Below are 15,027 nucleotides of genomic sequence, written 5' to 3' on the forward strand. Positions count from 1 at the left end.
CACCGACGACGCCACTCCACACTCGGCTACCTCAGCCCCGCCGACTACGAACAAACCCTCACACCAGCTACCCTGCACCAGATCGCGGCATAACCCGGTGTCCACATCCCGGGGGGAACCTCACCGGGCTGCGGCAGGTGGTAGCCGCCCACCTGCCGCAGGACCCTTCGGTTGGCGTGGCATGCGCGTCGCTGTACGGGCTGGCGGATGGGGTTGGTGTGTCTGGCGGGCTGGTGGTCGGGTTGTGTCATGTGACTGATGTGTGGGCTGGTGGTCGAGTTGTTGTGTCCGGGTTGGTGGTCCGGTTGCGCCGAGGTGGGGCGGTTTCTTCTCGCTCCTGGTGGCCGAGCAGGTGCGTCGCCGATGTGCGGGATGGCTGTCGGGGTTCGGGTGCCTTTGGTCGTCAGGCTGCGCCACGGGAACTTGGGTGTCTCGGGCCGGGCGCTGGATGCTGCGGGGCCGGATCCGGCCCCGGCTGCCGTCGCCGAATCCGCCCGGCCGGCACGGGCCCTGCGCCGCCGCACCTCGCCAGGGGGACCTTCACCCGGGTGTCGTCGTCCCACCGAACAGGGGAGGTGCGGCGAACGGGCGTGTCGGACGGCGGCCCGGTCGGGGTGAACCGTCAGCGTCATCAGGTCGAAAGGACCCGCACCACATACCTGTGACCCGCTTGCCCCTGCCCCTGCTCGGGGCGGATCCTCCTGCGGGCAGGCGGGCAGGCGGGCAGGCGGGCAGGCGGGCAGGCGGGCAGGCGGGGTGGGAGGGGCGCGGCAGACCCGGGGGCGTCCGGCAGCGCGGCGACATCAGGGGATCGGCTCCTGTCCCGTGACGGTGGAGCCGGTCGGTCAGCTCCGGCCGGGAGTGGTGCCGAGGGGCGCGAACAGGTCCACGCCGTTGCCGTCGGGGTCGTGCAGGATGGCGTACCGCTGGCCCCACACCGCGTCCCACGGGGCTACCTCGCCGTGGAAACCCGCCTCGGTGAGCATGGTCCAGTACCGGTCCACCTCGGCCGGGTCGGCGCACAGGAAGGCGAGGCTGGCGCGTGGGCTGCCGCTGGGGGGCGTCCATTCGGGGTGGAAGCTCCGCAGCATGGTCACCGTGTCCCAGGCCAGCCGCAGCCCACCGGGCAGGGTCACCTCGACGTGGTCCTCGTGGTCGGCCCCGGCGGGGATGTCCAACCCGAGCCGACGGTAGAACTCCAGGGTGCGGGCCATGTCGTTGACCGCGGTGCCGATGAGATCGAAACGGGGCGTCATGTGGCCAGGGTAGGGCGAGGCGAGCCCCGGGGTCTTGAACGGAACGGACCGGGCCGAGGAGACCATGTGCCCCTCGCGGCCGGACCGGACGACGTACGGTGTCAGGGGAGCAATCCGCCTTTAAGGTGTAAATACCCCATCGGGGTGCACCTGTCGGCGGTCCATGACGGCGAGGGAAGGGAGCGGGCCCGATGATGCACCTGGCCTACCTGGACGCGGGGTCCGGCAGCCTGATCGTGCAGGCGGTTGTCGGCGGAACAGCGGGCGCAGCGGTCGCCGCGAAGCTCTACTGGCGGCGGGTGGCGGCCCGGTTCCGCCGCCAGCCCACCGAAGCCGCCGAGGCCACCACGTCCGGCCAGACCGCCGGGCACACCGGGTCCCCCGCCACCGACCCCGCCGTGACCGGTCAGCCCTCCGGGACCGGGCCCGCTGCGACCGGGCCCGCTGCGACCGGTCAGCCCGCCCCGACCGAGCGGCAGCCGCGTCAGCCCGCCGGCAACTGACCGGTGGGCGTACCGATGACCACCGCCGACCTGCGCATCCGACCGGAACCCGGTTCCTTCCGCGACCCCGCCAACCGGGTCTTCCACCTGGGCGACCAGGTGCTGCGCGGCCTCGGCCCGCAGGGTGCCGCCGACTGGCAGGCGCTCGCCGGCAGCGAGTTCTTCGCCGCGCTACTCGCCGAGGGCAAGGTCTGCGGCACCGTCCCGGCCGACCCGGCGACGCTGCCGGACACCGGGTGGACGATGGTGCTGCGGCACGAGCGCATCCCGTTCGTCTCGCACCCCTACGAATGGTCGTTCGGCATGTTGCGGGATGCCGCCCTGCTGCACCTGGAGATCCTGCACCGGGCCCTGGAGGCGGGCTTCACCACCAAGGACGGGTCGGCCTACAACCTGCAGTGGCGCGGTGCCACACCCGTCTTCATCGACATCGGCTCGTTCGCGCCGCTGGGCGGGGGCGAGCCGTGGGCCGGCTACCGGCAGTTCTGCCAGACCCTGCTCTATCCGCTGCTGCTCCAGGCCCACCTGGGCGTGGACTTCCAGCCCTGGCTGCGGGCCCGGGTCGACGGCATCACCCCCGATCAGCTCCGACCGTTGTTCCGGGGCGTGCGCCGGCTGCTACCCGGGGTGCCGACGCACGTGCACCTGCACGCCGCGATGCAGGCCCGGCACGCCGGGGCCAGCAGCAGCGCCGTCGCCGCCCAACTGCGCGACGCCGGCTACTCCCGGGACCTGGCCCTGGCCACCGTACGACGGTTGACGCGGTTGGTCCGTCGGTTGGACCGTCGGGTGGCCGGCGGCCACTGGGTCGACTACCAGCGCACCTGCGGCTACACCACGGCGGACCGGGCCGCCAAGGAGAGCTTCGTCGAGGCGGCGGTGGCGGGCGTCGCCGCCGGGCTGGTGCTCGATCTCGGTGCCAACGACGGCCGGTACGCGCGGATCGCCGCCCGGCACGCCGCCCAGGTGGTTGCCGTCGAGCAGGACCCGGCCGTGGTGGACGCCCTCTACCGGGCGCTGCGGGCCGAGGGCGACCAGCGCATCCTGCCGCTGGTGATGGACCTCGCCGACCCGTCGCCCGGCGGCGGCTGGCGGGGGGTGGAACGGGCCGGGTTCGCCGAGCGCGCCCACGCCGACGTGGTGCTCGCCCTCGCCGTGGTGCACCACCTGGCGATCGGCCACAACGTGCCGCTGGCCGAGGTGGTCGACCAGTTGGTCGGGTACGTCCGTCCCGGTGGCCGGCTGGTGGTGGAGTTCGTCGATCCGCAGGACCCGATGGCGCGGCGGCTGCTGGCGAACAAGCCGGCCGGGATCTTCCCCGACTACCGACGCGACGAGTTCACCCGGCTGCTGAACGCCCACTGCCGGATCGAGCGTCAGTGCGAACTGCCCTCCGGCACCCGGACGCTCTACCAGGCGGTGGCGGGTGGCTGAGCCGACCCTCGCCGGTGCGCCGAACCGGCCCGCCTCCGTTGCGCCACCCGCGCCGCAGGGGTGCGCGCCGTCCGCCCGGCGGGTCGAGTTGCACCGGGCGGCGGAGGTGGTCGCCCTGGTCGGTCTGGTGGTCACCCAGCCGTTGCTCGACGTGCTCGGGCGCAGTCCCGACTTCTTCCTGTTCCACCGGGCCACCAGCAGGGACGTCCTGGTGCTGGTGGCGCTGGTCACGCTGGTGCCCGGTGCCGCCGTGGTGCTGCTCGGGGCGGCGACCCGGCCGGCCGGGGCCCGGGTCCGGGCGGGTGCCCACACGGTGCTCGTCGGGCTGCTGCTGGCCGCGTTGGCAGTGCAGGTGGGCCGGCAGGTGACGCCGTTGCGGGGCGTACCGCTGGTGGTGGTGGCGGTGCTGGCCGGGGTGGCCGGGGCGGTGGCACACCGGCGCTGGTCGCTGCCCGGCCGGGTGTTGCGGGTGGCCGCCCTCGGGCCGCTGGTCTTCGTCGGGTTGTTCCTGTTCGCCTCGCCCGCCTCGGCGGTGGTGCTGCCCCGCGCGCACGAGGGTGCCGCCGGGGTGGCCGGTCCGGGCTCGCACCCGCCGGTCGTCATGATCGTCCTGGACGAGTTGCCGCTGGTGTCGCTGCTCGGCCCGGACGGACGGATCGACGCGGCCCGCTACCCGAACTTCGCCGAGCTGGCCGGTGGCTCGACCTGGTACCGCAACGCGACAGGCGTCAGCGGGTGGACGCCGTACGCGTTGCCGGCGATGCTGACCGGCCGCTACCCGTCGACCCCGTCCGCCCCGCACTACTCGCAGTACCCGGACAACCTTTTCACCGCCCTCGGCGGCCTGTACGACATCCGGGCGCAGGAGAGCATCACCCGGCTCTGCCCGCCCAGCCGCTGTGACCAGCCGGTCGCCCCCGAACAGGGGCTCGGCGTGCTGGTGCGGGAGAGCGGCGCGCTGCTGGGCCGGATCGCCGCCCCGGTGGACAGCCGCATCGACCCGCAGGAGTCGTTCCGGGAGCAGACCGCGGCCGAGGTGGGCCTGGACGCCGCCGAACCGGTCCCGGCCGACCCGAAGTTCCGTTGGGACAGCCTGAACGACAACCAGCCGGTGCGGTTCACCAGTTTCCTGGCCGGGCTGCGTCCGGCCGACCGGCCGACCCTGCACTTCCTGCACCTGCTGATGCCGCACGCGCCGTGGGCGTTCCTGCCGTCCGGGGCGCGGTACGACGCACCGGACGACCTGCCCAACGACGGCGCGGGCTGGGCGGACCTGGCCCGGGCCCGGCACCTGGCCCAGCTGCGGTACACCGACCGGCTGGTCGGCGAGACGCTGCGGACGCTGCGCGCCACGGGCCTGTACGACAGGTCGCTGGTCGTGCTCACCGCCGACCACGGGGTGAGCTTCGCCCCGGACTGGCAGGGGCGGGGGATGGGCGCGATCGAGCACGCCCCCGGCGAGGTGGCCTGGGTGCCGCTGTTCGTCAAGCAGCCAGGTCAGCGCGCCGGCCGGGTCGACGACCGCAACTGGGAGCACGTGGACCTGCTGCCCACGATCGCCGACGCGGTGCACGTGCGGGTCCCGTGGCGGCTGGACGGGCGGTCGGCGGAGCAGCCCGCCCGGGAGCGGACCGAGAAGTACTTCTACGACCGGCCCGGTGAGCGGGTGGTTCTTCCCGGCGGGGTGCCGACCCGTCCCGCGCCGTCCGTCCCGCACCCGCTGGTCGGCACGACGGTGGGGGAGGAGCCGACGGACGGCACCGCCTCGGTGGCGCACCTGGGCGCGTTCGACCACGTCGATCCGGCGGCGGGGGAGCTGCCGGCCCTGGTGTGGGGGACCGTGCCCCGGCAGGTGCCCGACGGCACGCTGCTCGCGGTCGCGGTCAACGGCCGGGTCGGCGCGGTCGTCCCGGTGGTGCCCGCGGACCCGGGGGGTCGCCGGTTCGCGGCGTTCCTCCCCGACGACCATCTTTTCCGGCCCGGGGCGAACCGGCTGGACCTCTACCGGGTGGGTGCCGACGGTACGTTGCGCCGGTTGACACTTTCCTAATCTTTCGTCGGCTTTCGCCGCTTTCTACCGTGCCGTTCCGGGCGTCCGTTCCCGGCTGACCCGCCCGCGCCGGGCGGGTTTCCGGGCCGCCGGGTCGGGAAACGGGTGACGCATACCTCACCGCAGAACCACGGCGGGCGGTATCCCCGCGACCGCGATTACGGTAAAAGCGAAGGCAATTCAACGAAGATTCGCCGGCGAAGCGAGGAACCACATGACGGAAGTGAAGCTCGACCACCCCGGTGGGCAGCTTTCGATGCCGGTGCAGGGCGCGGTCGAGGGCCCTGCGGGCATCGGGGTCAGTAAGTTGCTCAAGGAAACCGGAATGACAACATACGACCCCGGTTTCGTGAACACCGCCTCCTGCTCTTCCGCGATCACCTACATCGACGGTGACGCGGGCATCCTGCGGTACCGCGGCTACCCGATCGATCAGCTGGCCGAGAAGTCCTCCTTCCTGGAGGTCTCGTACCTGCTCATCTACGGTGAGCTGCCCACCCGGCAGCAGCTGGGCGAGTTCAGCGAGCGGATCCGACGGCACTCGCTGCTGCACGAGGAGATGCGCCGGTTCTTCGACGGCTTCCCCCGGGACGCCCACCCGATGGCCGTGCTGTCCTCGGCGGTCAGCGCCATCTCCACCTTCTACCAGGACAGCCTGGACCCGTTCGACTCCGAGCACGTGGAGATGTCCACGGTCCGGCTGATGGCGAAGGTCCCCACCATCGCCTCGTACGCCTACAAGAAATCCATCGGTCAGCCGCTGCTGTACCCGGACAACTCGCTGGGCTACGTGGACAACTTCCTGCGGATGACCTTCGGCGTGCCCGCCGAGCCGTACGAGGTCGACCCGGTGGTGGCCCGGGTGCTGGACATGCTGCTCGTCCTGCACGCCGACCACGAGCAGAACTGCTCGACCTCCACCGTCCGGCTGGTCGGCTCCAGCAACGCCAACCTCTTCGCCTCGGTCTCGGCCGGGGTGAACGCCCTGTTCGGCCCGCTGCACGGCGGGGCGAACCAGGCGGTGCTGGAGATGCTGGAGAAGATCGAGGCCGACGGCGGCGACGTCGCGTCCTTCGTCCGCAAGGTCAAGGACAAGCAGGACGGCGTGAAGCTGATGGGCTTCGGCCACCGGGTCTACAAGAACTACGACCCGCGGGCCGCCATCGTCAAGAAGGCCGCCCAGGACGTGCTCAACCGGATGTCCAAGCCGGACCCGCTGCTGGACCTGGCCATGCAGCTGGAGGAGATCGCGCTCGCCGACGACTTCTTCGTGTCCCGCCGGCTCTACCCGAACGTGGACTTCTACACCGGCCTGATCTACAAGGCCATGGGCTTCCCCACCAAGATGTTCACGGTGCTGTTCGCACTCGGCCGGCTGCCCGGCTGGATCGCCCAGTGGCGCGAGATGATCAGCGACCCGGAGACCAAGATCGGCCGGCCCCGGCAGATCTACACCGGCGCCCCGGAGCGGGAGTTCACCGCCATCGGGCAGCGCTGACCCTCCCGGTCACGCACGAAGGCCGCCGACCCGTCGCGGGTCGGCGGCCTTTGTCGTGGATACGGCGGGCTCAGCGCAGGCCGGCGGCGACCAGCAGGTTGCCCGCCGGGACCGGCGCGGTGACCCGACCGGTGGCCATCCGCTGCTCGGCACGCCGGGCGGTGAACGCGGCGTCCCCGGCGATCGCCGAGGCGTACGCCGTCGCGGTGCGCGCGGCGATCGCCGACCAGCCGTACTGCTCGTGGACCATCGCACGGGCCCGGCGGGCCAGCACCCTGGCGCGTTCCCGGTCGGACAGCAGCGCGTGCACGGCCTCGGTGAGGTCGGCCGGGTCCTCCGGGGCGAAGGTCACCCCGGTCACCCCCGGCTCGACGATCTCGGCCAGCCCACCGGTCTCGGACACCGCCAGCGGGGCACCGGCCGCCGCCCCCTCCAGGGCGACCATCCCGAACGGCTCGTAGATGCTGGGCACCGCGAAGCAGTCCGAGGCGGCCATCACGGCCGGCAGGTCGGTGCCGCCGAGGAAGCCCGGCATGGCGACCGTGCCGCCGAGCCCGAGCCGGTGCACCTCGGCCTCCAGTTCGGCCTTGTACGGCCCGTCGCCGACGATCACCGCCCGCAGCCCGGGGTGCCGCTCGCGCAGCCGGGGCAGGCCGGCGAGCAGATGCTGGACGCCCTTCTCATAGACCAGCCGCCCGGCGAAGGTGACCAGCGGCCCGTCCCCGGCGAACCGGGCACGGGCCGAGGTGACCGCCGAGGCCGGTACCTTCCACCGGTGCGGCTCGACCCCGTTGGGCACCACGTCGACCCGGCCGATCGGCACGTCGAACAGCGCGTTGACCTCGTCGCGCATGTAGCCGGAGCAGACGATCACCCGGCCGGACTCGGCGGCCAGCCACTGCTCCACCCCGTGGATGGTGCGGTTCATCTCGCCCGGCAGCCAGCCCTGGTGCCGGCCGGCCTCGGTGGCGTGGATGGTGCTGACCAGCGGCACGTCCAGGTGGGCGCGCAGCGTCATGGCGGTGTGTGCGACAAGCCAGTCGTGGGCGTGGATCACGTCGTACGCGCCGGATTCGGCGGCCCGCAGCGCGGCCCGGGTCAGCGTGTGGTTGAACGCCATCGTCCAGGCCAGCAACGAGTCGGTGGCCAGCGGGAAGGTCACCGGGTCCTCGGCCGCCCGGACGATCCGCACGCCGTCGGCGTACTCCTCCAGCGGCGCGCCGTCGGTGTGCCGGGTGACCACGGTGACCTCGTGCCCGGCGGCGGCCAGCGCCACCGACAGGGCGTGCACGTGCCGGCCGAGCCCGCCCACCAGCACCGGCGGGTACTCCCAGGAGAGCATCAGGATGCGCCGGGTACGCGGGGGCACGCCGGAGCCGCCGCCCTGCTGGGGGACCGGGGGCCGGGAGGAGGGGGTGGGCCGGCAGGTCCGGTCCACAGCGGTCGCGAGCTGTTCGCTGACCCGCAGGGTGGTCACATCAATCTCCGTCCATGCGCACGCGATCACGCCGGCAACGGTGACGGCGAGAGGGGGCGGTGGTGGGGGTGGCCGAGGGCCGAGTGGTGACGTGCCCGCGCGGGCGCGTCGCGTCTAGCAAAGGGCATCGGGCGGCCCGGCGCATCTCGAAAGGGCCTATCGTGACGGACGACACCCGACGGTGCGTGACCCCTCGGACGGGTGGATGTCGGGCGCCGTCCGAACGGGTGGATTGGCCGGACCGGGCGCGGGGCATTAGCGGCGTGCGCACCGGCGGTCTCCGACCCGGCCGGTGCGCTCATGATCATGGGCCTAAGGAGCGACATGCAGGTCTGGCCGGGTGAGCGTTACCCCCTGGGCGCCACCTATGACGGGATGGGCACCAACTTCGCGATCTTCTCGGAGGTCGCCGAGAAGATCGAGTTGTGCCTCTTCGACGAGTGGGACACCGGCGCCGAGCGCCGGGTCGAGCTGCGTGAGGTCGACGCGTACGTCTGGCACGCGTACATCCCGGGGATCGAGCCGGGCCAGCGGTACGGCTACCGGGTGCACGGCCCGTACGACCCGGCCAACGGGGTCCGGTGCAACCCGCACAAGCTGCTGCTCGACCCGTACGCCAAGGCGGTCGACGGGGAGGTCACCTGGGACCCCGCGGTCTACGACTACGAGCTGGGCGGCGACCCGGACCGGATGTCGCAGACCGACTCGGCCCCGTTCATGCCCAAGTCGGTGGTGGTGAACCCGTACTTCGACTGGGGCAACGACCGGCCGCCGCGCACCCCGTACCACCACTCGGTGATCTACGAGGCGCACGTGCGCGGGCTGACCATGCGCCACCCCGGCATCCCGGAGGAACTGCGCGGCACCTACGCGGCGATCGCCTCCCCGGTGATGATCGACTACTTCCGGCAGCTCGGGGTGACCGCCGTCGAGCTGATGCCGGTGCACGAGTTCGTGCACGACCACCGGCTGGCCGACCTGGGCATGCGCAACTACTGGGGCTACAACAGCATCGGCTTCTTCGCCCCGCACCACGGCTACTCGGCGCTGGGCCGGCTCGGCCAGCAGGTGCAGGAGTTCCGGGGCATGGTCAAGGCGCTGCACGCCGCCGGCATCGAGGTCATCCTCGACGTGGTCTACAACCACACCGCCGAGGGCAACCACCTGGGCCCGACGCTGAGCTTCAAGGGCGTCGACGCGCCGAGCTACTATCGGCTGTCCGAAGAGGACCGACGCTACTTCGTCGACTACACCGGCACCGGCAACAGCCTCAACGTGCGCAGCCCGCACTCGCTGCAACTCATCATGGATTCGCTGCGCTACTGGGTGACCGAGATGCACGTCGACGGGTTCCGCTTCGACCTCGCCGCCACCCTGGCCCGCGAGTTCTACGAGGTCGACAGGTTGTCCACCTTCTTCGAGGTGGTGCAGCAGGACCCGGTGGTCAGCCAGGTGAAGCTGATCGCCGAGCCGTGGGACGTCGGCCCCGGCGGCTACCAGGTCGGCAACTTCCCACCCCTGTGGACGGAGTGGAACGGCAAGTACCGCGACACGGTGCGCGACTTCTGGCGGGGCGAGCCGGCCACCCTGGCCGAGTTCGCCTCCCGCATCTCCGGCTCGGCCGACCTCTACCAGGACGACGGCCGCCGCCCCTTCCACAGCATCAACTTCGTCACCTGCCACGACGGGTTCACCCTCAACGACCTGGTCTCGTACAACGACAAGCACAACGAGGCCAACGGGGAGGAGAACCGCGACGGCGAGAGCCACAACCGGTCCTGGAACTGCGGCGTCGAGGGGGAGACCGACGACCCGGGTGTCACCGCCCTGCGCGCCCGGCAACGGCGCAACTTCCTGGCCACCCTGATGCTCTCCCAGGGCGTGCCGATGATCGGCCACGGCGACGAGCTGGGCCGCACCCAGCGTGGCAACAACAACGCCTACTGCCAGGACAGCGACCTGGCCTGGGTGGACTGGGAACACGCCGACGACGAACTGCTGGCCTTCGTCCGGCGGCTCACCGACTTCCGCAACCGGCACCAGGTGTTCCGCCGCCGCCGGTTCTTCACCGGCCTGCCGGTGGGTGGCCGCAACGCCGGGACGGGGCTGCCGGACCTGGCCTGGTACACCCCCGACGGCCGGGAGATGACGGGCGAGGACTGGGGCAACGACTTCGGCCGCTCGGTGGCCCTGTTCGTCAACGGCGACGGCATCCCCGAACGCGGCCAGTACGGCCAGCGGCACCGCGACTCATCGTTCGTGCTCTGCTTCAACGCCCACGACGCGCCGCTGGACTTCACCCTGCCCGGCGCGGAGTTCGGCCAGCGCTGGGAGCTGGTGATCAGCACGGCGGAACCCGAACCGGAGAAGCCGACGGTGGTCGAGGCGGGCGGCACGGTCTGCGTGCCGGACCGCTCCCTGGTGGTCCTGGAGAGGACGGTCTGACATGCCCGCACAGACCCGACCCGACTCGACGGCGACGGTCGGGTCGATCTACCGCGTCCAGGTCCGACCCGGGTTCGATCTCGACACCACCGCCGGGCTGGCCGACTGGTTCGCCGCGCTGGGTGTCACCCACCTCTACAGCGCCCCCCTGCTCACCGCGACCCCCGGTTCCACGCACGGCTACGACGTGGTCGACCACCGCGCGGTCAACCCGGAGCTGGGCGGGGAGGCCGGCCGGCAACGGCTGGTCCGCGCGTTGCGGGCGGCCGGGCTGGGCCTGGTCGTCGACATCGTGCCCAACCACGCCGGGGTCGCCCAGCCGGCCGCCAATCCGGCCTGGTGGGACGTGCTGCGCCGGGGTCGGGATTCGGCGTACGCCGACTGGTTCGACATCGACTGGGAGCGGGGCCGGCTGCTGTTGCCGGTGCTCGCCGACAGCCCCGACGCCGTCGACGACCTCAAGCTGGTCGACGGGGAGCTGCGCTACCACGAGCACCGGTTCCCGGTCGCCGACGGCACCGCCGCGGGCAGCCCCCGCGAGGTGCACGACCGGCAGCACTACGAGCTGGTCTCCTGCCGGCGCGGCGACACCGAGCTGACGTACCGCCGGTTCTTCGCCGTGTCCGACCTGGCCGGGCTGCGGGTGGAGGACCCGGCGGTCTTCGACGCCACCCACGCCGAGGTGCTGCGCTGGGTGTCCGCCGGTGAGGTCGACGGCATCCGGGTCGACCACCCCGACGGCCTGCGCGACCCGGCCGGCTACCTGGCCAGGTTGCGCGCCGCCGCCCCGCACGCCTGGCTGGTGGTGGAGAAGATCCTGGAGTACGGCGAGGAGCTGCCGGACTGGCCGGTGGACGGCACCACCGGCTACGACGCGCTGGCGGCGGTCTGCGGGCTGTTCGTCGACGGGCGCGCGGAGGGCGACTTCACCGCCCTCGACGCCCGGCTCACCGGTCACCACACCTCCTGGCAGGACCTCACCCACGCCACCAAGCTGGCCGCCGCCACCCGGCTGCTCGCCGCCGAGCTGAGTCGGCTCGCCGCGCTCGCCCCGGAGCTCGACCGGGACGCCACCCGGGCGGCCCTGGCGGAGCTTGCCGCCTGCTTCCCGGTCTACCGGGGCTACCCGCCGCACGGGGCCCGGCACCTGGCCGCCGCCCGCGCCGAGGCGGGCCGGCGTCGACCCGACCTCACCGCCACCCTGGATGCGGTGACCGCGCTGCTGCGCCGTCCCGAGCACGAGCTGGCCGCCCGGTTCCCGCAGCTCACCGGCGCGGTGATGGCCAAGGGGGTGGAGGACACCGCCTACTACCGGTGGAGCCGGTTCGTGGCGCTGAACGAGGTCGGCGGCTCACCCGCCCACTTCGGGGTGCCGCCGGCGGAGTTCCACCGGTTCGCCGCCGCCCGGCAGGTCCGTTGGCCGGCCGGCATGACCACGCTGTCGACCCACGACACCAAGCGCGGTGAGGACGTCCGGGCCCGGCTGGCCGTGCTCGCCGAGCTGCCGGCCCGCTGGGCGGAGCAGGTCGGCGACTGGATGGCCCGCGCACCGCTGGCCGATCCGGCCTTCGCCCACCTGGTCTGGCAGACCGCCGTGGGCGCCTGGCCGATCGACCGGGACCGGCTGCACGCGTACGTGGAGAAGGCCGCCCGGGAGGCGTCGGTCGCGACGAGCTGGGCCGACCCCGACCCGACCTTCGAACGCGATCTGCACGCCCTGGTCGACCGGATGTACGACGACCCGCAGTTGCACGCCGAGATCACCGCGTTCACCGACCGGATCACCCCGGCCGGCTGGTCCAACGCGCTCGGGCAGAAGCTGGTGCAGCTCGCCATGCCCGGGGTGCCCGACACCTACCAGGGCACCGAGTTGTGGGAGAACTCCCTGGTCGACCCGGACAACCGCCGCCCGGTCGACTTCGCCGTACGCCGGGAGCTGCTGGCCCGGCTCGATGCCGGCTGGCAGCCGGCGGTGACCGCCGACGGCGCGGCCAAGCTGCTGGTGGTCTCGCGCACGCTGCGGCTGCGCCGCGACCACCCGGAACTGTTCGACGGCTACCGGCCGGTGGCCGCGCACGGGCCGGCCGCCGCGCACGTGGTCGCCTTCGACCGGGGTGGGGCGGTCGCGGTGGCCACCCGGCTGCCGGTGGGGTTGGCCCGCGACGGCGGCTGGCGCGACACCCGCCTGTCGATGCCCGGCAACAGTGTTACCGACGTGTTCACCGGTCAGGTCTACAGTGGGTCTGAGCTGCTCCTTCATGATCTGCTGGGCAGCTATCCGGTGGCTCTGCTCGCGCCCACCGCCCTGCTGGCTCCCACCGACCCCGCGGAGGCTGCCGCATGACCGAGTTCACCGTCTGGGCGCCCGACGTCGCCCGGCTGCGGCTGCGCCTGCCCGGCGTCGCCGACCACGACATGCGGATCGGGCCGGACGGGTGGTGGCGGGTCGAGGTGCCCGACGCCGGCCCCGGCACCGACTACGCTTTCCTGCTCGACGACGAGGACACCCCGCTGCCCGACCCGCGCTCGGCGTGGCAGCCGGCCGGGGTGCACGGGCCGAGCCGGCGCTACGACCATGCCGCCTTCGACTGGACCGACCAGGGCTGGACGGGCCGTCAACTACCCGGCAGCATCCTCTACGAGCTGCACATCGGCACGTTCACCCCCCAGGGCACCTTCGACGCGGCGATCGGCCGCCTCGACCACCTGGTCGACCTCGGCGTCGACCTGATCGAGCTGCTCCCGGTCAACGCGTTCAACGGCGAGCACAACTGGGGCTACGACGGGGTGTGCTGGTTCGCCCCGCACGAACCCTACGGTGGGCCGGACGGGCTGAAACGCCTGGTCGACGCCGCCCATGCCAAGGGGCTGGGGGTGATCCTCGACGTCGTCTACAACCATTTCGGGCCCTCCGGGGCCTACGCGCCGAGCTTCGCGCCGTACCTGAGCGAGCAGAGCAACCCGTGGGGCCGCACGGTCAACCTGGACGGCCCGCACTCCGACGGGGTACGCCGCTACATCATCGACTCGGTGCTCATGTGGCTGCGTGACTACCACGTCGACGGCCTGCGGCTCGACGCCGTGCACGCGATGCCCGACTCCCGGGCGGTGCATGTCCTGGAGCAGTTGGCGGTCGAGGTGGAGTCGCTCGCCACCCACCTGGGCCGGCCGCTGTCGCTGATCGCCGAGTCCGACCTCAACGACCCCCGGCTGATCACCGCCCGGGAGGCGGGCGGCTACGGCCTGCACGCGCAGTGGAACGATGACGCCCACCACGCCCTGCACACCCTGCTCACCGGGGAACGCCAGGGCTACTACGGCGACTTCGGCTCACTGGAGTGCCTGACCGACGTGTTGACCGGGGCGTTCTTCCACGCCGGCACCTGGTCCAGCTTCCGCAACCGCACCCACGGCCGCCCGGTGGACCGGCACACCGTCCCCGGGCACCGGTTCGTGGCGTACCTGCAGAACCACGACCAGGTCGGCAACCGTGCCACCGGCGACCGGATCTCCGCCGGGTTGTCGCCCGCGCTGCTGCGGGTCGGGGCGATGCTGCTGCTGACCGCGCCGTTCACCCCGATGCTGTTCATGGGGGAGGAGTGGGCGGCGAGCACCCCGTGGCAGTTCTTCACCAGCCACCCCGAGCCGGAGCTGGCGGCGGCGGTGGCCACCGGCCGGCGGCGGGAGTTCGCCGCGCACGGTTGGCCGCCCGGTGACGTGCCCGACCCGCAGGATCCGCAGACATTCCTGCGGTCCCGGCTCGACTGGGCCGAGCTGGGCAAACCCGAACACCGCGAGATGTACGAGTTCTACCGGCGGCTGATCGCGCTGCGCAAGAGCCGGGCCGACCTGTCCGACCCCCGTCTGCACCGGATGGAGGTGCGCCACGGCGACCAGTTCCTGGTGGTCCGCCGGGGCGGGTGCCTGGTGGTGGCGAACCTCGCCGGCCGGCCGCAGCGGGTCACCCTGCCCGGGGTGGCCCGTCGGGTGTTGCTCACCACCGGGGAGGGCGTCACCGTGATGCGCGACCGGGTGGAGTTGCCGGCGGAGACGGCGGCGATCGTGGCGCTCTGAGGCAGTGGGCGGTTTTGCGGCCCGGTCCCGTGTCGGGCGCGCGTGGTGTTCGGCCTGGTTTCCGGGCCGGCCTCGCGACGGGCCGCTGCCGCTGCGGCGGCGGGGAGCGCCGGGGCCTGTCCGGCGACCGGTCGTCACGCTGGGTCACGGGCGCGGCGGACCGTAATACTGGGCTTCCCCCTGAGATGTGGACACCCTGAGACTGGATGTTGGTCCAGAGGAAGGGGTGTCCCCGTTGGGGCGTCCATCGAAGTACACGGAAGAGTTTCAGCGTGACGCGATTGAGCTGG

Annotated in this window: 9 protein-coding genes; 7 read left to right on the plus strand and 2 right to left on the minus strand. The window is 72.5% G+C overall.

The genetic code is table 11. The annotated features are described in order from the left end of the window. Positions 1 to 845: 845 nt before the first annotated feature. Positions 846 to 1,256, minus strand: coding sequence for a VOC family protein (locus tag JQN84_RS30990; protein ID WP_204962134.1), 411 nt, complete (start codon positions 1,254 to 1,256; stop codon positions 846 to 848). 191 nt (positions 1,257 to 1,447) lie between these two features. On the opposite strand from JQN84_RS30990, the gene JQN84_RS30995 reads away from it, so the two are divergent. The 4 genes from JQN84_RS30995 (at position 1,448) to JQN84_RS31010 (ending at position 6,741) form a co-directional block, all read left to right on the plus strand. Next, the gene (locus tag JQN84_RS30995) at positions 1,448 to 1,759 is read left to right on the plus strand and encodes a hypothetical protein (RefSeq protein ID WP_204962142.1); all 312 of its coding nucleotides are present in this window, start codon (positions 1,448 to 1,450) and stop codon (positions 1,757 to 1,759) included. Positions 1,760 to 1,774: 15 nt separating this feature from the next. Further along, positions 1,775 to 3,193 (plus strand): class I SAM-dependent methyltransferase, encoded by a 1,419-nt coding sequence (locus tag JQN84_RS31000; protein ID WP_204962135.1) that lies wholly within the window; start codon positions 1,775 to 1,777, stop codon positions 3,191 to 3,193. Beyond that, on the plus strand, positions 3,186 to 5,243 hold the full coding sequence (locus tag JQN84_RS31005; RefSeq protein ID WP_204962136.1) for a sulfatase-like hydrolase/transferase: 2,058 nt from the start codon (positions 3,186 to 3,188) through the stop codon (positions 5,241 to 5,243). The genes JQN84_RS31000 and JQN84_RS31005 overlap by 8 nt, the downstream gene beginning before the upstream one ends. Before the next feature lie 214 nt (positions 5,244 to 5,457). Next, positions 5,458 to 6,741: a citrate synthase gene (locus JQN84_RS31010; RefSeq protein ID WP_204962137.1), complete on the plus strand. Its 1,284-nt coding sequence runs from the start codon at positions 5,458 to 5,460 to the stop codon at positions 6,739 to 6,741. A gap of 70 nt (positions 6,742 to 6,811) precedes the next feature. Here JQN84_RS31010 and JQN84_RS31015 read toward each other — a convergent pair whose 3' ends face one another. Further along, a complete protein-coding gene (locus JQN84_RS31015) occupies positions 6,812 to 8,218 on the minus strand; it encodes a glycosyltransferase family 4 protein (protein ID WP_204962141.1) in 1,407 nt (468 codons plus the stop codon). 324 nt (positions 8,219 to 8,542) lie between these two features. On the opposite strand from JQN84_RS31015, the gene glgX reads away from it, so the two are divergent. The 3 genes from glgX to treZ are packed head-to-tail and all read left to right on the plus strand — an operon-like array spanning position 8,543 to position 14,737. Then, the gene (glgX, locus tag JQN84_RS31020) at positions 8,543 to 10,663 is read left to right on the plus strand and encodes a glycogen debranching protein GlgX (protein WP_204962138.1); all 2,121 of its coding nucleotides are present in this window, start codon (positions 8,543 to 8,545) and stop codon (positions 10,661 to 10,663) included. A gap of 1 nt (position 10,664) precedes the next feature. Next, a complete protein-coding gene (treY, locus tag JQN84_RS31025; protein ID WP_204962139.1) occupies positions 10,665 to 13,007 on the plus strand; it encodes a malto-oligosyltrehalose synthase in 2,343 nt (780 codons plus the stop codon). Next, the gene (gene treZ, locus JQN84_RS31030) at positions 13,004 to 14,737 is read left to right on the plus strand and encodes a malto-oligosyltrehalose trehalohydrolase (RefSeq protein ID WP_204962140.1); all 1,734 of its coding nucleotides are present in this window, start codon (positions 13,004 to 13,006) and stop codon (positions 14,735 to 14,737) included. The genes treY and treZ overlap by 4 nt, the downstream gene beginning before the upstream one ends. Positions 14,738 to 15,027 lie beyond the last annotated feature (290 nt).

This window comes from Micromonospora humidisoli (assembly GCF_016900955.1).
Taxonomy (GTDB): domain Bacteria; phylum Actinomycetota; class Actinomycetes; order Mycobacteriales; family Micromonosporaceae; genus Micromonospora; species Micromonospora wenchangensis.

What these genes read in the sequence shown, in the direction of transcription:
- JQN84_RS30990 (WP_204962134.1), bottom strand. Translation starts at nt 1,256, where the DNA reads ATGACGCCCCGTTTCGATCTCATCGGCACCGCGGTCAACGACATGGCC.
- JQN84_RS30995 (WP_204962142.1), top strand. Translation starts at nt 1,448, where the DNA reads ATGATGCACCTGGCCTACCTGGACGCGGGGTCCGGCAGCCTGATCGTG.
- JQN84_RS31000 (WP_204962135.1), top strand. Translation starts at nt 1,775, where the DNA reads ATGACCACCGCCGACCTGCGCATCCGACCGGAACCCGGTTCCTTCCGC.
- JQN84_RS31010 (WP_204962137.1), top strand. Translation starts at nt 5,458, where the DNA reads ATGACGGAAGTGAAGCTCGACCACCCCGGTGGGCAGCTTTCGATGCCG.
- glgX (WP_204962138.1), top strand. Translation starts at nt 8,543, where the DNA reads ATGCAGGTCTGGCCGGGTGAGCGTTACCCCCTGGGCGCCACCTATGAC.
- treY (WP_204962139.1), top strand. Translation starts at nt 10,665, where the DNA reads ATGCCCGCACAGACCCGACCCGACTCGACGGCGACGGTCGGGTCGATC.
- treZ (WP_204962140.1), top strand. Translation starts at nt 13,004, where the DNA reads ATGACCGAGTTCACCGTCTGGGCGCCCGACGTCGCCCGGCTGCGGCTG.